The organism is Reichenbachiella sp. MSK19-1 (genome assembly GCF_003590315.1).
GTDB lineage: Bacteria > Bacteroidota > Bacteroidia > Cytophagales > Cyclobacteriaceae > Reichenbachiella > Reichenbachiella agariperforans.
Map to the genome: position 1 here is coordinate 910,286 of NZ_MIER01000015.1, position 17,752 is coordinate 928,037.

Genomic DNA, 17,752 nt, shown 5'->3' on the forward strand with positions numbered 1-17,752 from the left:
CCTGCGGTTAAATACTTACAGGCAGTATTCCCTTTGCTTCTTTTTTATTACTCACTATTTCATATGCCAGACGATGCGTGTATTCGTTCTCCTGATAGGCCAATAACATAGACTTCACATGATTTAAACTACCCAACTTAGAGACCGCATAGGCATTGCCAAAGAAGACGAGGTAAACTGGCACCGCATTAGACAAATCAGCAACCAGCTGAGCCATCTCTGCAGTTATCCCAAAATTGTCTGGTGCTTTGAGTTTCACATTGTGTATCGCTACAATGACTGCTTGCTTTTCTTTGAGTTCACTAATCACTTTCTCCTTCTTACTCTCGATTTGATCAAAACGTAGAGAAATGCTTTTCTCAATTCCCAAATCTTTTGTAACCAACTGTTCAAATAGTGGCGTTCCTGTTTGATCCAGAGTTCCTTTGAGCAAAGTATGGTGACTCAGCGCACCTTGTTCGGCCTGGTCCCCATTAGCAAATAGAGACAGCATACCAATAGATTCATCGTTCAATAACCCTTCAGTATGCTTCACCTGCGTCATCGAAGCTTCATACAACTGTTCATTGATCGTACGCGTATCTCGATTAATATCCTCTAATATCCCTTCTAGTTTGATAGGCTCTATCTGATCCAGCCCCATGTTATATTTAGCTACGAGTTGCTTTAAACATCTCTCGTCTAACTCTTCTTCAGTGATACTGCCGTCCGCTAATGCAACTTTGAACTGTTGTATAGTTGCTTCAACATCCTGCACAAAGAGCAGTACATCATTGCCAGCTTTGAACGCTTCTACATCCACCTCTCCTATAGCATAGTGATCTGCTACTGCCTTCATATCCAACGCATCTGTAAATACCAGACCTTCAAACCCCATGTCACCTTTTAGCAAATCTTGTACAATAGAGCGAGACAAAGTAGAGGCACGTTTGGTATCTGGCTCCAACTGTGGAATCTGCAAATGCGCAACCATGACGGCCCCCAAACCTGCTGCAAATAGCTTCTTAAACGGGTAGAGTTCCGTCTCTTCCAGTTCTGCACGAGACTTGTCCAATTTGGGCAGCTCCTTGTGCGAATCTGATGCTGTATCACCATGCCCTGGAAAATGCTTGGCTACAGCCAAAATCCCTTCAGATTGCATCCCTTTCATGTAAGCGGTACCCTTTTGAGCTACTTTTATTTTGTCCTGACCAAACGAACGAAAATTGATTACTGGATTATCGGGATTCGTATTCACATCAATAACAGGGGCATGATTGACGTGAATTCCTATCCTTTTCATCTGGCGAGCAACGATTTCCCCCATTTCTTCAATGGCTTTTTCATTCTCTATTGCACCTAACGTCATTTGATATGGAAAAGGCTCAGCATTATCCAGTCGCATCCCCAGTCCCCATTCACCATCGATAGAGATCATCAGGGGTGTTTCACTAGATGACTGATATTCATTGGTCAAACGTGCTTGACTCACAGGGTCTCCCTGAAAGAATATTAACCCTCCCACTCCATACTTTTGTATGAGATCTTTGATATAGGTAGTGTGCTCATCGTTCTTATTAGACCATGTAGCGACATGTATCAATTGTCCAATTTTTTGTTCGACAGAAAATCCACTAAGCATTTGACTCGCCCAGCTTTGAGCTTGGCTATCTGCCTGACCTACTTTAATATCGTTTTTCATTTCTTTCCAAAATCTTTATCTATTTTCAAAAACCTAGTGATCACAAAAGATGGAATCGTAGCGATCATAACCCATATAAAGAAATATTTGTACCCTACTAACTCCTGTACCCATCCACTCACCATACCAGGTAACATCATACCCAAAGCCATAAAACCTGTAGCAATAGCATAATGAGCCGTACTATAATTCCCCTGAGAGACATACAGCATGTATAGCATATAACCTGTAAAGCCAAAGCCATATCCGAATTGCTCGACTACTACTGCCGTGGTGATCAACACATAAGAGTCTGGCTGAAAAAAGGATAAATACACATAAACAAGGTTAGGTAAGTTGATGGCTAACATCATCCACCAGATCCAATGTTTCAAACCATTTCTAGATGCCAATACCCCACCTACAATACCTCCAATAGTCAACGCCAACACCCCAAAAGTCCCATACATCACACCCACCTCTTGGGTACTCAAACCTAACCCTCCGACGGTCACATCATCCAACAAAAAAGGAGATGATAGTTTGACCAACTGAGATTCGCCAAGACGGTAGGTCATCAAAAATGCAATCGTCATCAATAAATCTGGCTTGGTAAAAAAGAGACGGAAAGTCTCGAAAAACTCTGCCAACACCTGACGACCTGTCTTCTTAACGGTAACGGGTTCTTCTGCTTTGGGTAGAAAGAGCTGGTGATAAATAAAAAAACCAAAGAACAATGCTGATACAACTCCAAAAACAGTGCTCCACGCCATTTGTATACTCGGCATAGTCTCTTCAAAATACCCCGCCAGAACGACCAAGAGACCCTGACCTGCTATCATAGATATACGGTAAAATGTACTCCTAATCCCTACAAAGAAGGATTGCTGACCAGAATTCAATGCGATGAGATATAATCCATCCGCTGCTATATCGTGTGTCGCTGAACTAAAAGCCATTAACCACAAAAAGGCCAAAGAATACTGAAAAAAACTATCCATTGGAATGGTCAGTGCTACACAAGCCAATGATGCACCCAAGAGTAACTGCATCATCACTACCCATCTCCTTTTGCTACCAATGATATCTACCAGTGGACTCCAAATGGGTTTGATTACCCATGGTAGATAAAGCCAACTCGTATAGAAAGCTATTTCCCCATTACTTATATCCAGGTTCTTATACATGATCACCGATACGGTCATCACCATCACGTAAGGCAGTCCTTGAGCAAAATAGAGCGTAGGTATCCAACTCCAAGGATTGGTGTTTGCTTTTATCATTGTGGTTTAATCTTATTTTTCTACTAATAGCTACATGCAATGCAGACTAATATCAATGCTTCTATATCAAAAAAAAAGACATAGAAAGTCCGTGTTTCAATTTTGAACAAAGTGAAACAGTATTTTTTTCAAGACATAAACAACTGTATTACATACAGTTAATTATATCACTTGTATACCTCTTGACCTATAACCAGCTAATTTCCCATCGTATGAATCCACCTCTGTAATCAGTGTATGTATGGACTCTAAACCGCTAACTCTAAATCGTTGCTTGGTATCGATCTTTTCAGAAGTTGACATGACCACCACTTGATCCGAAACAGCAATAATAGCTTTTTTCAACTGAGACACTTCCCAATCGATCTCCATTAGCCCCGTATTCATATCAATACCACTAGCCCCTAAAAAGCACTTGTCAGCTCTAATCTTTGAGATATACTGAATCATATCTAGACCAATCGTCACCTGTGCACTCTTCATCAGCTTACCTCCAAACAAGATCACATCAATTTTCGGATGTTCCGATAATCTCATTGCGATCGGCAAACTGTAGGTAAACACTGTCACTCCTAAATCAGGAGGCATAAGACTGACCAATTCGAAATTGGTCGTTCCTCCACCGATAATTAGTACGTCATTGTCTTCGATCAACTCCAGTGCCTTTTCAGCCATCACTAATTTCTTGTCATGGTCAAAAATCTCTTCCTCTTGATAAGAGTAAACCTTTTGAGAGGTATTTAGCGCTCCACCATGGATTTTTAGTAACTTACCTTCATTGGCTAGTTCCTTGAGGTCACGTCGAATTGTATCCTCTGACACGTTCAGCCGAACACTGAGGTCAGTAGAATATACCTTTTTCTCCTCCCTAAGCAATTTCAATATCTGATCTTGCCTTTCTCGTTTTAGCATATTTGCATCTTTTTTGCATGTATAATACCCAAATGTAACATTTATTTGCATATAAATGCAATGCATGGTTTAGATTTACACTAACAAGGGCAAAAACATATCATATTATGGTAAAAACTGGTTTAGATATATTGAGCAGCAACAAAACTGCACAACAAGACATCAAAGGAAACATTGGTTACTTATGCCATGCTGCCTCTATCGACACTAACATTCAGCACGGTATAGACGTCTTGCAATCTATCTTTGGCGAACGACTGTCCAAGTTATTCTCTCCTCAACATGGACTATCTGCTGACGTGCAGGATAACATGGTAGAATCAGATCACTTTGAGCATTCGCATTATCATCTACCCGTCTACAGCCTCTACTCCGAAACACGCAAACCTACCCCATCGATGCTCGACAACTTAGACCATGTCATCATCGACCTGCAAGATGTAGGCACTAGAATTTACACCTACATCTACACGATGATCTATATGATGGAAGCCTGTGGAGAATTAGGTATTCCTGTGACGGTTTTGGATAGACCTAACCCTATCGATACAGTTCATGTAGAGGGCAATGTTCTTGATATGCAGTATCGTTCATTTATCGGTCGCTACCCAATGCCCATGAGACATGGGTTGACCATAGGAGAAGTAGCACAGATGGCTACCACACACTGGGATGTCAAATGCGAATTGAACGTCATTAAGATGACTGGATATGATCGCCAAATGAGCTTTTTCGATACAGGTCTACCATGGGTTCTTCCATCGCCTAACCTTCCCACAGTAGATGGGGCATACGTTTTTCCTGGATCGGTACTGTTTGAAGGAACTAACATCTCGGAAGGGCGTGGCACATCCAGAGGTCTCGAAATCATTGGACATCCTGATATCAAACATTTTGACCTGCTAAAAACATTAACCTCCATGTTTAGAGAAGCGAAACTAGAAGGCTTTGTACTCAGACCCGTTACGTTCATACCCACCTTTCAAAAACACCATGGTATACCTTGCCAAGGCTATCAGGTTCATGTAACAGATCTTCAAACATTCGAACCATGGAAGGTTGGTCAGATTCTATGCAAAGCATTTTATCATCACCTTGGACAGGCATTCCAATGGAAGCAACCGCCCTATGAGTATGAGTATAACCTACTGCCCATCGACATCCTGAATGGCACAGACCAAGTGAGACAATGGATAGAGTCCAATGGGAGCCTCTCCAAACTGGAAGAACTCGACATGATAGGTAGAGGAGACTATCTGAAACAGCGTGACCAGATTTTGATCTATTAGTCTTGGCGGCAATGTTTTACATAGAGAATTTCTAGACCTCTATGCTATTCTAAGGCCATTATCCACCTCACGCTCAGGCTGAATCAAGGTCACCTGTCCCTCCTCTCCTACTGCTCCCAGCACTAAGCATTCGCTCATAAAATTGGCAATCTGCTTTGGCGGGAAATTAACTACGGCGAGTACCTGCTTACCAATGAGTGATTCAGGTTCATACAGTTTAGTGATCTGTGCAGAGGTCTTTTTCTGTCCCAGTACACCAAAATCTATCGTCAGTTTATAAGCAGGCTTAATCGCCTCCTCAAACATCTCAGCTCTGACAATCACTCCAACTCTAATATCTACTTTCTGAAAATCACTCCAACTTAAATCCTGATTCATGACATTTTTTTGATCAAAACTAGCAAGAAGTCAAAACATATCTCCATCCATCGGGGTATGCATTAGTATATTTACCTATTATCAATCAAGAAACAGAAACATGTCAACGATTACATTAAAAGGAAACGAAATTCACACGTCTGGTCAATTACCTGCTACAGGTTCAACGGCGCCAGAGTTCACTTTGGTTAAAGGAGACCTCTCAGAGGCTAAGTTAGCTGACTTTGCGGGACAGAAGCTCATCCTCAACATCTTCCCAAGTGTAGATACAGGCACTTGTGCTACTTCGGTCAGGACATTCAATGAAAAGGCTGCCAAACTAGACAACACCAAAGTACTTTGCATCTCTAGAGATCTTCCATTCGCACAGGGCAGATTTTGCGGGGCAGAAGGAATCGAAAACGTGGTAATGCTGTCTGATTTCAGAGATGGAGCATTCGGCAAGAGTTACAACCTAGATATCATCGATGGACCTTTACAAGGACTACACTCACGTAGCATCGTCGTAGTAGACGAAAGTGGAAAAGTAGTCTACACAGAACAAGTCGCTGAGACTACCGAAGAACCCAACTACGAGCAAGCACTCGCAGCACTATAAATTCACAATGTATTATTATAGAAATAACATAGGCATTGTGGAATAGGTTTGGAAAAACTATTAGCTTCCAGTTATCAAACTGGAGGCTAATTCTCATCCTTGGTTTGAGTTGTAACTGAAACGATTTTATTTAAATAATATCGTTCCATCGAGATCTTTTCAAAATTACAACCAGCAGCATTTGGAGTTAGAGGAGAGAAAAATTAATGAGTTGGACTAGTCATCACAGACGATTAGTTCATACTCATTACCTCTATACGCTTCTGATCTGATTTTATTCCCCATGGCATCATAGTACACTACTACATAGAAATCTCCCTCTGGAAATACCCGCTCAGCAAAGTATACATTCTGCTGTAAACTCCCGACATTGTAGATGTCGTTGAAAACTGCGGGGATGATTAACCCTCTCTCGGCATGATAGACCCCATATTTGTTATCTATCCGAACCTCTATGGTTTTGACCGAACTGGAGTCACTAAAGTACTGATAACCGTCGATACCGCTCACATATACCTCATCACTATAGATCGCCCTTACCTCCCATTGTCCATTGCGATGAGCTAGCACAGCACTATCAGTCCAATACTCGATCTGATCGTAAACACCATCAATACGCTGCTGATTATCTATCCCTAACAAACCATAGCCATCTTCCTCTTTCACAACGAACAACGCTTCATTGTAGCGTCTAAATTTCTCTTGAAATCCAATGGTAAGCAACTGTCTTTTATTGAAATCAAATGCTCCGAATTCACCATCAAGCAGTACATGAGACACACCATCTTTTGCCTCACTAATTGCATCATAGTTTACCTTCATAATGAGTTTACCTTTGGCATCTACAGCACCATACTTATTTCCCTCCTTGACGGAAAACACGTCATCCGCAACAAAGCCTATCTCATCATAATCACAGCGAAACTGTAACACGCCATCTTTATACAGGTACAGTATCCCGTCACGACGTATCACCAGATAATGTACTTCAGTCCTGCGGCTAGAACTCACGGTTTGTAGATACTCTCCTTCCTCCACCTCTACGACTTTCTTATTCGGGAAGATAGCCGTACCTCTCTCTCCACTAAATACAATCGCTATATCATCCCCTATCAGCTTCAGCGAATCAATATTTAAAATCGGTTCGTCATCCATGCTCTTATTATGCACAGACCAAGCTCCTTTCGCATTTAGTCCTATCCACTCGTAGTTTTGCAATATATCATCATAGATCAATTCGGAATAGTGCCCAAACTTTTTGTCATATACATAGTACCCAGCCTCTACGCGAAAGACCCAAGTTTCATAAAGCGTATTGATACTAATCGTGGCTTCTGGCGAAACGACTTGCAGACCGCCATTGATCAAGAACTCATGATCCGCCGTATAGCCTACTATATAATCTTCGTTGATCAATTCTACCTCCTCGTAGGCAAGTTCGATCTCTCTTTGGTCATGGAGTATTTCGTCCAGACTAGTCACACCAAAAACACCATCTACTTCGACCACCCAAAAGGATCCTTCGAGATAGATATCATCATAGGCGGGTTCCAAAAACACTTGACCCGTAATTCCCGCCAAACCCTTTTTACCATTCTGCTGAAACACGATCAGTCTATCATCCAGCACATCAATCTTTTCATAGACATTAGGTAGAATCAAATCTCCTGTAAGCGTAATCGCTCCCTCTTTACCTTCTTTGATCACCGCCAATATCCCGTTTCCCAGATCACGATAGCTATCTAACGCACCTTCATAAATAACCGTACCCGCACGATTGATCAGCTGATATAGCCCATTTTGTTTTACCTCCAGAACTTCTTCCTCTACACCGCCGCACAAATATGAAAAACTTATATCTTCATAAGGACCTCCCAAAAAAGCGCTGCCCTCCAGATCAAAAAATGCATACTTACCCTCCTTGTAAAATGGATAAAGCACAACCGCATTCAGCGCCTCTAATGCTGCAACAGAATCCATGAAGTGATGATATACCGATCGGTTAAAGGAAGCCAATTGATCCGCATCTATCCCTCCCGAATGATAGAGCAACCCAAGTGCTTTTTGGGTTAGTCGAGGGTTTTGGTAGTGGTTGACAAAATCCATAATATCTTCGGCTAACAAGCCCGCAACTTTCTTTTGATAGATCATGGTCTCTACCTCATCACGATACGGAGTATCAGGAAAGTCGACTAAAAACTGTTCTAAATCCGCTAGTTGGTTGGATCGTGTTTTCTCCTCGAACGCCAGTCGATCAAAACGCTCTTTGGCCTCCGCATACTGTGCAGCCTCAGGGTATCGCAACACAAAATCCTGATAAGCCTCCCACGTCCCTTCCTTCACAATGACTCGAAACTGGAGTTCATTCCGACGAGACTTAGCCAAGCCTAACTCCTCAGCATTAGGGTAGTAATTGATAAAAAACGCATACGCTTCAATTTCATCTACAGCTACTGCTCGTTGATAAGCCAGACTGTCAATATACATTTTCAGCACTGAGAATGATTCCTCCGTCACATCGGACTTATCCATCTCATCACTATGATCTTCTGTACGGTCTGGCAACATGTTCATCCCTGCTAGGATGTAATCATGCGCTGTATCTAGGTCACCCTGTTCGTTGCTCGGTGCGACATAGAACTTAGCGTAGGCATAGGAGACCAGTGGGTTCAGACTATCTACATCATAAGACCGAATCAGATATTCCTTCGCCTTTTCATAGTCTTCCTTTTCAATGGCACGGAGTGCTTGTTTGGACCGATCTGCCAACAAGACATGCGCCATGCATAGCAACAATAAGAGGATATATTTACTTTTATTCAAAAAATACAGCATTGGTTGTCATGCGAAATTAATCAATTCAATTTTAGAGCAACGACAAGTCATAGATAGGATTCCTCCATTATTTTTGAATCAAATATCAATCCATGACCATACAACAGCTCAACAAGGAATTAGGCAATATAGACCTCTACCTTTTAGATCAAATCCTCAAAGCCAATATACTACCCACTGCGCGGGTATTAGATGCAGGCTGTGGAGAAGGTCGAAACCTGATCTATTTCCTCAACAATGGCTACAATGTACACGGGATAGACCAAAATCCTGATGCGATTCGCATGCTACAGTTCATCGCAGGCAGCAACTATCCCGATCACCCCAAAGGAAACTTCATAGAAGGTCAAATCCACGACATGCCCTATCCTGACCAATGTTTCGACTTGGTCATCAGCAGTGCTGTACTGCACTTCTCTCCAAGCACCGCTACTTTTTGGGCGGGGGTCAAAGAGATGACACGCGTCCTCAGACCTGGAGGTATGCTATTCATCCGTATGACAGCCATCATGGGACTGGAGGATATTATCAGCCCACAAGGAGAGCAGCATGCGCTACCCGATGGCAGCGTTCGTTTCCTCATCACCGAGAGCATGATCGAGCAACTCCAAAATGACTATAACTATAGCCCTATAGAAGCTACCAAATCTGTACTCGTCGACAGAAAGCGATGCATGACGACCTTGGTTTTGAGAAAAAACCAAATCGAACTGTAATCTTGGCAACAATAATTCGTAATATTACTACCTCTTCAAACAGCAACTATTGTGTGTATACCATACTTTTGAAGGGTTAAAAAAATTATATGCTTCGCACGAGTCTATTTGTTATTTTCTTCCTTTCCGCCTTTGCAAGCCAGTCCCAAAACTTCTTTGACTGGCGCTATCACGATCGGTATTTCTCGGTATTCGCTGGGACGGGATGGACAGGCTACTTAGGAGACTTGACCAATGGATCACCCCTTACCTCTGGCCTATCACATTTCAACGTAGGTGCAGAAGCGCGTCTCTATTCCAAAATTGCGGTTCGTGCCCAATATGCCACCTACAAACTAGAAGGCTCAGACCGTAACGCCGCAGACAGCTCCTACAACAGGCAGCGCAACCTCTCCTTTCATTCTCAAAACCATGAGTGGCAACTACAGATGGTCTACTATCTGTTCAAGTACAAAGGAAAATACTACAAACGCAGAGTCTATGAACCCTACATCGCCATAGGTGGAGGACAAACTTTCTTCAACCCAAAAGCAGATTTGACCAACTCAGAAGGCAAATCCACCACCTACACACTACGCGACTACCAAACCGAAACCGAAAACTACAAGGGTTGGGCATGGATCATTCCCGTCAATATCGGTATAAAACTAGTGATCACTGAATTCATCAACTTAGGCGTAGACGTTGGCTATAGGTATGCATTCACAGGTCATCTGGATGATGTGTACGGTGACTATGCCAACCCCAACGGTGACGGACAGGGCTATCCCGACGGCACGATCGATGCATCTCTCAGCAATCGTAAATTCGAAGACAATGTCTACATCATCAACCAAGACGCGTTTGATGAAATGATTCCTGGACAGCAACGTGGCAATGGGAAATTCGATTCTTACTTTCTGATGAATGTCAACCTAGAGGTTTACCTCCCAAAAGATGTATTCAAATCAAAAAAAGGAAGAGGCAGAAAAGGCAAAATACTTGGCAAACGGGGTGCGTATGATTGATCACAAACTACAAAGTATACTGATGGTACTGCTGATCTCCTGCAGTAGCGCATTTGCGCAAAACAAAATACAGATCGCCAAAGTCAAATACGACGGAGGGGGAGACTGGTATGGCAATAAGACCGCACTACCCAACCTAGCCACTTTCTGCAATCAGCGACTCCATACCAACCTAGATCCAGAAGATGCAGTGGTAGAGGTCGGTAGTCCAGATTTATTTTTGTACCCTTATGTCTACTTGACGGGGCATGGCAATGTAGTCTTCTCACCCAATGACGCCAGCAATCTGCGCAACTATCTCATAGCAGGAGGTTTTTTGCATATCGATGACAACTATGGTTTGGATCAATTCATCCGACTCGAAATGAAGAAAGTCTTTCCTAATCTAGCATTCGTAGAGCTGCCGCATGACCACCCGATATACCGACAGCTATACCAGTTCCCTGGAGGTCTACCCAAAATCCACGAACATGATGGCAAACCTGCACAAGGGTTCGGTCTGATCTACGAAGGACGGTTGGTCTGTTTCTACTCCTATGAATCCGATCTCGGCAATGGCTGGGAGGATCAAATCATCTACAACGATCCCGCCAACAAAAGAGAAGAAGCACTGCGCATGGGCGCCAACATCATTAGTTACGCTTTCTCTGAGTAACTAATAACGCTGGCTAAATTTTATTGAGTCTTCAATACTTTGATTCCAAAGCCTAACTCCCACTTCTCATTTGGCTTTAAAACGACTAAGCTTTCCCCTGTATTGAAGGCATTCGGAGGACACGTTACAGGCTCTACAGCCAGTGTCTTGCGCGAATCAGGCGAATAGATTTGACAGTACCCATACTCTTTCTCTTGAAACAATTGTACCTTCATCTCATTCGATGGATCTGTCATAGACACTACGAAAGGCACATTGGTATCCGTCACTTGAAAGCAATCATCTAAAGCCATATCGGCTAGCTCCTGACCTGACTCGAAACCATGTGTGTCCGAAACGGCATTGCCTGCAAGCGAAAAGATACGCTTGGCAGCTCCCATCTCTAATGTCAACTGTTCTACACCATTGTCGAACTGAAAGTAAGGATGCCATCCGTCACCTATCGGCATGCTGCCTTGCCCTATATTCTCTATCGACGTGTCGAAACGTGTACCTTCCTTTCCGAACGAAATCGTGACAGTCATCGCGTAAGCAAATGGATAACCTTGATCGGTACCGAGGTATTGATAGCGGAGTACCAACTGACAGTTGTCAGAGCCATCCACCGTATCTACCACCTCAAAGGGTCTGCAGTGCAACAATGCGTGCAGGTTATTGTTGCGATCGATTTCATTGACTATCATCTGGTAATCCTCACCCTCAAAACTGTATTGCCCAGCAGTCAGTCGATTAGGAAACGGTGAAAGCTTAGAGCCTTTGAAGGCTGAATGATGGGTACGCATCACCTCTTCCTCGCTGCGGTATCCATCTATGATAGACACCAAATCTCCTTTGCCGTTCTCGACCACTAAATCATTGATCCCTGCTCCAAAACCCGACAATACCTCCAAATACTCGCCAGTTGCTGTGTTCGTCAAACGATAGGCTTCAAACCTACCGATTGGCGCTTTTTTTACTTCGTACATGCTTTGTGTTTTAATACCCGTACCTAATACGTTTTATATCTACTGATAGCGAATATATCATATTGAGTGGAATGCAACCTAGATACCCGATAGAAATTGAATCCAGATGCAACATTTAGAAGCAAACCTTATCCATCGGTTTTTCTGCTCGCTCTTCTCCTAACTCTATCGCCTTACGAAAAGTCTTGCAAGCCTCATCATCCTGACTATCCTTCATATAAGCCAGTCCCATATTGTAGAATACTGACGCGTCTGGTCCCGCATTGTCTAGAAATCTTTGATAATACTTGATCGCATAGCCATAGTCTCCTAGCTCCTGCTGCGCATTGCCGATGAGCACAAAGTTCCTCAGCAGTGAATTATCCGCATAGATGGATGAATTAAAATCTTCGATAGCCGACTCATACTTTCCCAGTTTGGATTTAACAATCCCGCGATTCATCAGGTCACTGGCATTATCAGCCTTGATGAGCAAAGCAGAATCATAGTCCAACAGCGCCGCTTCATACTGCCCTTTCTGAAAGCGCTCAAATGCCCGTTTGGAGTACACCTTGGCAAAATCACCTTTGCCAAACAATATCTGATTGATCTCATCACGTTCGTCTTCATCTACGAGGAAGCTTAGATTATATAGTGCATTGCGGTGATGCGGATTGATCTTGAGTGCACGACGATAGTCTGCTATCGCACCTGTTTTGTCTCCACGATCCAACCGGTACATCCCCCGACTCACATAATAGTTTGGATCGAAACCATTCAACTCGATCGCCGCATCAAAATCCAACATCGCTGGCGTATTGTACCCTAGCTTTTCATAGGTCATCGCACGATGAATGTAGACATCCGCCTTCATTTCCTCCATCGTAGAGATTCCTGATAGTTTGACCTCTCCATCTTCCTCATAGGACACGCCTTTAAAAATCACCGCACGCGTCTCGATGGTCTCCATGTTGTCGATCAGGAAAGTGAAATCAGACGCTGCCTGCTTGTAGTTCTTTCTGTTATAGTAGATCAAAGCTCGCTTAAACACCGAAGCATAGTTCATAGGGTCTACTTTGCGAGCGGACTCAAAATCAATCAAAGCACCGACCTCATCCCCTTCCAGCTCTTTGGCCTGCCCTCTGGAAATATAATAGTCTGACTGGCGGCTATCCAACTGGATTGCACTATCGTAGTAGATCACGCCTAGCTCATATCTGGCTTGGAGCACCGCTTCGTTCGCTTGTTGATAGTATCGGGCAGCAGCGGCCTCCTTTTCTGCTCGGCTCGAATAAGAATCTTGCCCCTGACCTAGAGCTATAAAAGATGTGAGAAATGTTAAAATCGTTAGCGTTAGTTTTAGCTGCATATCATGGCTTTAGTTATGTTAGATAGCTGGTCACAGTAGATTTTAACGCCCAAAATACGGATTACAGATTGAATAATTTATTTTTTGGCTTAATTAAAAATCCTTATCCAATCCTATTTTTTACTTCTATCTTTGTCAGTTCAAAATCTCAAGAATACTTACAGAATATTATTAGAATAATGATAAAAGACTTTGTAGCAGAACTGACGTGGAGAGGCATGATACACGATAAGATGCCTGGGGTACAAGAGCAAATGAATAAAGAAATGGTGTCTGCCTATATTGGATTTGACCCGACGGCTGATTCGCTACACATCGGACACTTGGTACAGATCATGACGCTCGTACATCTACAGAGATCAGGACACAAACCACTAGCACTGGTAGGTGGTGCGACAGGCATGGTCGGTGACCCATCTGGCAAATCTGCCGAAAGAAACCTGCTGTCCGAGGACATCCTCAATCACAACCTGGCAAGTGTCAAAAAACAACTAGAGCAGTTCTTGGATTTTGACTGTGGGGACAACTCTGCTGAGATGGTCAACAACTACGACTGGTTCAAGGATTTCAACTTCCTTGACTTCATCCGTGATGTAGGCAAACACATCTCTGTCAACTACATGCTCGCCAAAGACTCTGTCAAAACAAGACTAGAGACAGGCATGTCTTTCACCGAGTTCACCTACCAACTGGTGCAAGGCTATGACTTCTACTGGCTCAACCAAAACAAAAACTGCAAAGTACAATTGGGCGGGTCTGACCAGTGGGGCAATATCGTCACCGGTACCGAACTGATCCGAAGAAAAGCACAAGGCGAAGCATGGGCGATCACTACGCCACTCATCCGCAAGGCAGACGGGACTAAGTTTGGGAAGACGGCTGGTGGCAATGTATGGCTGGACAAGGACAGAACGTCTCCGTACGAGTTTTACCAATACTGGCTCAACTCATCGGACGAAGATTCAGAAAACTACATCAAGATCTTTACCCTCAAAGAGAAAGAAGAGATTGACAACTTGATCGCAGAGCATAAGGAAGCCCCACACCTCAGAATACTCCAAAAAGCAGTCGCCGAGGACATCACGGTCAGAGTACATTCTCAAGAGGATCTGGAGATGGCCATCAAAGCATCCAGTATCCTATTCGGCAAGTCAACTGCTGAGGATCTGGCTTCTCTGGACGAAAAAACACTGCTGTCTGTATTCGAAGGCGTACCACAGGCTACCATCAGCCAAGCGGACTATGCGGCGCTAGAAAACGTGACCGACTTACTATCCGAAGGCAGCGATGGCGTAGTATTCCCCTCCAAAGGAGAGGCGCGACGCATGATCAAAGGCGGTGGTGTCAGCATCAACAAAACCAAAGTAGAATCTGCGGATCAAGCGGTTGACTTCAGCCTACTCAATGACAAATACCTGCTTGCACAGAAGGGCAAGAAAAACTACTACCTGATCACTGTCGCGTCCTAATAGACGCGTAGATTGGGGCGTTTGGGAATCCAAATACCAAGATTATGAAAAAGCAATTTTTAGCAGGGCTCATCGCCCTGCTACTCATCCATGCCTGTACCCCTATGAACCAAGAACATAAGTACACCAACGCCCTGATCCACGAAAGCAGCCCCTACTTGCTCCAGCATGCACACAACCCCGTGAACTGGCAGCCCTGGGGAGACCCAGCCCTAGCCGAGGCACAAAAAAAAGACAAGCTCGTCATCATCAGCATAGGCTATGCCGCCTGTCACTGGTGTCATGTCATGGAGCACGAGTCGTTCGAGGATAGCCTGATCGCAGCGAACATGAATACCAACTTCGTCTCCATCAAAGTAGACCGAGAAGAACGCCCCGATATCGACCAAATCTACATGGATGCCGCCCAGCTCATGACTGGCCGTGGTGGCTGGCCGCTCAATATCATCGCTTTGCCGAATGGCAAACCTGTGTTTGCAGGGACCTACTTCCCTCGGGACAACTGGGAGAAAGTGCTCAACCACTTCTCTAAAATCTACCAAAGCGAACCCGAAAAGCTCCGTGAGCATGCCGACAAAGTAACCGAAGGCATCTCTAACAACGAGATGCCTACCTTCAACGAAACTGCTGGCGACTACTCCTCAGACACTACCATCCAAATCGCTCAAAACCTACTCGCCGGGATAGACTTAGAACTAGGAGGCAAAAACGAAGCGCCTAAGTTCCCCATGCCGACGGTCTATGAATACCTGATGGCAGAGAGCTACTACCGAAACAACGACACAGTCAACCAAGCCATACGCACGACGCTAGATCACATGGCCAATGGCGGTATCTACGATCACCTCGGCGGTGGTTTTGCGCGCTACTCGGTCGACGCGACGTGGACCGTTCCGCATTTTGAGAAGATGCTCTATGACAATGCCCAGTTGATCAGTCTATACAGTCACGCCTATCAACACTATGGTGATGATACCTACCTACAGACCGTAGAGGAAACGATCGCGTTTTGTAACCGTGAGCTCAAAGACACATCAGGCGGATACTACTCGTCACTAGATGCCGATAGCGATGGAGAGGAAGGCAAATTCTACGTATGGCAGGCCAGTGAGATCGATAGCCTACTGGGTGAAAAAGCCCAAATATTCAAGACCTACTATGGCATCACGCCCAAAGGGAATTTTGAAGGAAAGAACATCCTAGAACGCAAAACCTCTGTCAGAACGCTATCGGTAGACTATGGCCGCACGGAGACCGAAATCCAACGCATCATCGATGACTGCAAAGCCACGCTGATCACTGCACGAGACCAGCGCATACGCCCAGGACTAGATGACAAAATCCTGACCTCATGGAACGCACTCATGGTCACCGCACTGACGGATGCATACTTTGCGACGGGCAAACAGGCGTACAAAACGCAAGCCCTAGAAACAGGAAACTTCTTACTGACCCAGCAAATCTTTGACGCGAATCAAATCAATAGAAACTTCAAGAATGGCAAATCGACCATACATGGTTTCTTAGATGACTATGCCTTTACCATCCTCGCTTTCGTCAAGCTGTACGAAGCGACCTTTGACGAGGCTTGGCTACTCCAGGCACAAGAGATGAAGACCTTTGTCAATGCACACTTTTTGGATCCAAAATCCAAAATGTACTACTACACCTCTGACACGGATCAGAAACTGATCGCGAGAAAGATGGAACTCTCGGACAACGTCATCCCCAGTTCTAACTCCGCCATGGCGCATGCACTCATCCTGCTGGGGCAGTACTTCTACCAAGAAGAAGACATCCAGCATGCTGCACAAATGATCGCCAACAGCCAAGCCAACTTCAGCGAATACCCCTTCTACTACAGCAACTGGGCGCGACTCTACACCCTACTAGGAGAAACACACTACGAAGTAGCCATCGTAGGAGACGAGGCAGCCGCCAAACGCGATGCGCTAGCCCAGCACTACATCCCCAACAAGATACTCCTAGGCGGCAAAACAGAAGGAACGCTCGCGCTATTAGCAGGAAAACACTCCGAAGGTGCCACCTTCCTCTACGTCTGCCAAAACAAATCCTGCCAACTGCCCACACAGACAGTAGACCAAGCCTTGAAACAAATCAAGAAGTAAAAAATGCCTTTATAGCCCACTAAACCCTTCAAGATTTCTGTCTAAGTGAAGATAAATCTTGAAGGGTTAGGAGTATATCGAATCTGGACAGGTACTCAGTCAGGCTTTTGGAAGAAGAGGGCAACTCTCCGTAGTAGACAAGCCTCCAAGGGTGGGATATTGTTTTGTAGCGCTTGTACAGCCATTGACTCAGCTCTGGTCTTGCGCTAGGTCGACGCTCCCCTTGCGCAAGGGGGAGCCTGTGCTTGGGCAAGCTCAACTGCCTGCTTGCCCAAGGTGGATCTTCTGCTTGCGCAAGCAGAAACCCAAACCTTTATTACTCTCCTCAAAGCTATCTGAAAGATGAAAAGAGCGAGCCTTTGATTCGCTACCTAGATTTGGGAGTTTTTCATGATTCGCGTGATTTTCAAGCCAGGTGTTGGTATGGGATTGTGAAGAATGGCTTATCCTTGGAGGAATCAAAACAAACAGCCTGATGGTAGTCGTGTTTTATACGTGTAATTATACG

Annotated in this window: 14 protein-coding genes; 7 read left to right on the forward strand and 7 right to left on the reverse strand. The window is 44.3% G+C overall.

Annotated elements, in window-relative coordinates; all coding sequences use genetic code 11:
- Positions 1–7 precede the first annotated feature (7 nt).
- The 3 genes from BGP76_RS11650 to BGP76_RS11660 all read right to left on the reverse strand — a co-directional run bounded on the left by BGP76_RS11650 (position 8) and on the right by BGP76_RS11660 (position 3,855).
- A complete protein-coding gene (locus BGP76_RS11650; RefSeq protein WP_119844787.1) occupies positions 8–1,681 on the reverse strand; it encodes a glycoside hydrolase family 3 protein in 1,674 nt (557 codons plus the stop codon).
- Positions 1,678–2,943: an MFS transporter gene (locus BGP76_RS11655; protein WP_119844788.1), complete on the reverse strand. Its 1,266-nt coding sequence runs from the start codon at positions 2,941–2,943 to the stop codon at positions 1,678–1,680. The genes BGP76_RS11650 and BGP76_RS11655 overlap by 4 nt, the downstream gene beginning before the upstream one ends.
- Before the next feature lie 162 nt (positions 2,944–3,105).
- The gene (locus BGP76_RS11660) at positions 3,106–3,855 is read right to left on the reverse strand and encodes a DeoR/GlpR family DNA-binding transcription regulator (protein WP_073122154.1); all 750 of its coding nucleotides are present in this window, start codon (positions 3,853–3,855) and stop codon (positions 3,106–3,108) included.
- A 107-nt stretch (positions 3,856–3,962) separates the two neighbouring features.
- On the opposite strand from BGP76_RS11660, the gene BGP76_RS11665 reads away from it, so the two are divergent.
- Entirely contained in the window at positions 3,963–5,144 is a 1,182-nt protein-coding gene (locus tag BGP76_RS11665; RefSeq protein ID WP_119844789.1) for an exo-beta-N-acetylmuramidase NamZ domain-containing protein, read from the forward strand.
- Between the two features lie 39 nt (positions 5,145–5,183).
- Here BGP76_RS11665 and BGP76_RS11670 read toward each other — a convergent pair whose 3' ends face one another.
- Complete coding sequence (locus BGP76_RS11670) at positions 5,184–5,522, reverse strand: tRNA-binding protein (protein WP_119844790.1); 339 nt, start codon at positions 5,520–5,522, stop codon at positions 5,184–5,186.
- 100 nt (positions 5,523–5,622) lie between these two features.
- On the opposite strand from BGP76_RS11670, the gene tpx reads away from it, so the two are divergent.
- Entirely contained in the window at positions 5,623–6,120 is a 498-nt protein-coding gene (gene tpx / locus BGP76_RS11675) for a thiol peroxidase (RefSeq protein WP_073122159.1), read from the forward strand.
- A 216-nt stretch (positions 6,121–6,336) separates the two neighbouring features.
- Here the strand turns inward: tpx and BGP76_RS11680 are convergent, their stop codons facing one another.
- The gene (locus BGP76_RS11680; protein ID WP_158584260.1) at positions 6,337–8,943 is read right to left on the reverse strand and encodes a WG repeat-containing protein; all 2,607 of its coding nucleotides are present in this window, start codon (positions 8,941–8,943) and stop codon (positions 6,337–6,339) included.
- Between the two features lie 104 nt (positions 8,944–9,047).
- Between BGP76_RS11680 and BGP76_RS11685 the strand changes: the two genes are divergently transcribed.
- The 3 genes from BGP76_RS11685 (at position 9,048) to BGP76_RS11695 (ending at position 11,333) form a co-directional block, all read left to right on the forward strand.
- A complete protein-coding gene (locus BGP76_RS11685) occupies positions 9,048–9,671 on the forward strand; it encodes a class I SAM-dependent methyltransferase (protein WP_119844792.1) in 624 nt (207 codons plus the stop codon).
- Positions 9,672–9,760: 89 nt separating this feature from the next.
- Positions 9,761–10,678: a DUF6089 family protein gene (locus tag BGP76_RS11690; RefSeq protein ID WP_119844793.1), complete on the forward strand. Its 918-nt coding sequence runs from the start codon at positions 9,761–9,763 to the stop codon at positions 10,676–10,678.
- Positions 10,671–11,333 (forward strand): DUF4159 domain-containing protein, encoded by a 663-nt coding sequence (locus BGP76_RS11695; RefSeq protein ID WP_119844794.1) that lies wholly within the window; start codon positions 10,671–10,673, stop codon positions 11,331–11,333. The genes BGP76_RS11690 and BGP76_RS11695 overlap by 8 nt, the downstream gene beginning before the upstream one ends.
- Before the next feature lie 20 nt (positions 11,334–11,353).
- Here the strand turns inward: BGP76_RS11695 and BGP76_RS11700 are convergent, their stop codons facing one another.
- Entirely contained in the window at positions 11,354–12,298 is a 945-nt protein-coding gene (locus BGP76_RS11700; RefSeq protein ID WP_119844795.1) for a hypothetical protein, read from the reverse strand.
- Between the two features lie 115 nt (positions 12,299–12,413).
- On the reverse strand, positions 12,414–13,646 hold the full coding sequence (locus BGP76_RS11705; protein ID WP_119844796.1) for a tetratricopeptide repeat protein: 1,233 nt from the start codon (positions 13,644–13,646) through the stop codon (positions 12,414–12,416).
- Positions 13,647–13,828: 182 nt separating this feature from the next.
- Between BGP76_RS11705 and tyrS the strand changes: the two genes are divergently transcribed.
- Together tyrS and BGP76_RS11715 are read left to right on the forward strand one after the other, a co-directional pair.
- Positions 13,829–15,115 carry a tyrosine--tRNA ligase gene (gene tyrS / locus BGP76_RS11710; protein ID WP_216011054.1) on the forward strand — a complete coding sequence of 429 codons (1,287 nt, stop codon included), beginning with the start codon at positions 13,829–13,831 and terminating at the stop codon, positions 15,113–15,115.
- A 44-nt stretch (positions 15,116–15,159) separates the two neighbouring features.
- Positions 15,160–17,244 carry a thioredoxin domain-containing protein gene (locus BGP76_RS11715; protein ID WP_119844797.1) on the forward strand — a complete coding sequence of 695 codons (2,085 nt, stop codon included), beginning with the start codon at positions 15,160–15,162 and terminating at the stop codon, positions 17,242–17,244.
- The last annotated feature ends 508 nt before the right edge of the window (positions 17,245–17,752 follow it).

Excerpts from the sequence above, each read along its gene's own strand:
- BGP76_RS11650 (WP_119844787.1), bottom strand. The coding sequence starts at position 1,681 with ATGAAAAACGATATTAAAGTAGGTCAGGCAGATAGCCAAGCTCAAAGC.
- BGP76_RS11655 (WP_119844788.1), bottom strand. The coding sequence starts at position 2,943 with ATGATAAAAGCAAACACCAATCCTTGGAGTTGGATACCTACGCTCTAT.
- BGP76_RS11660 (WP_073122154.1), bottom strand. The coding sequence starts at position 3,855 with ATGCTAAAACGAGAAAGGCAAGATCAGATATTGAAATTGCTTAGGGAG.
- BGP76_RS11665 (WP_119844789.1), top strand. The coding sequence starts at position 3,963 with ATGGTAAAAACTGGTTTAGATATATTGAGCAGCAACAAAACTGCACAA.
- BGP76_RS11670 (WP_119844790.1), bottom strand. The coding sequence starts at position 5,522 with ATGAATCAGGATTTAAGTTGGAGTGATTTTCAGAAAGTAGATATTAGA.
- tpx (WP_073122159.1), top strand. The coding sequence starts at position 5,623 with ATGTCAACGATTACATTAAAAGGAAACGAAATTCACACGTCTGGTCAA.
- BGP76_RS11685 (WP_119844792.1), top strand. The coding sequence starts at position 9,048 with ATGACCATACAACAGCTCAACAAGGAATTAGGCAATATAGACCTCTAC.
- BGP76_RS11690 (WP_119844793.1), top strand. The coding sequence starts at position 9,761 with ATGCTTCGCACGAGTCTATTTGTTATTTTCTTCCTTTCCGCCTTTGCA.
- BGP76_RS11695 (WP_119844794.1), top strand. The coding sequence starts at position 10,671 with ATGATTGATCACAAACTACAAAGTATACTGATGGTACTGCTGATCTCC.
- BGP76_RS11700 (WP_119844795.1), bottom strand. The coding sequence starts at position 12,298 with ATGTACGAAGTAAAAAAAGCGCCAATCGGTAGGTTTGAAGCCTATCGT.
- BGP76_RS11705 (WP_119844796.1), bottom strand. The coding sequence starts at position 13,646 with ATGCAGCTAAAACTAACGCTAACGATTTTAACATTTCTCACATCTTTT.
- BGP76_RS11715 (WP_119844797.1), top strand. The coding sequence starts at position 15,160 with ATGAAAAAGCAATTTTTAGCAGGGCTCATCGCCCTGCTACTCATCCAT.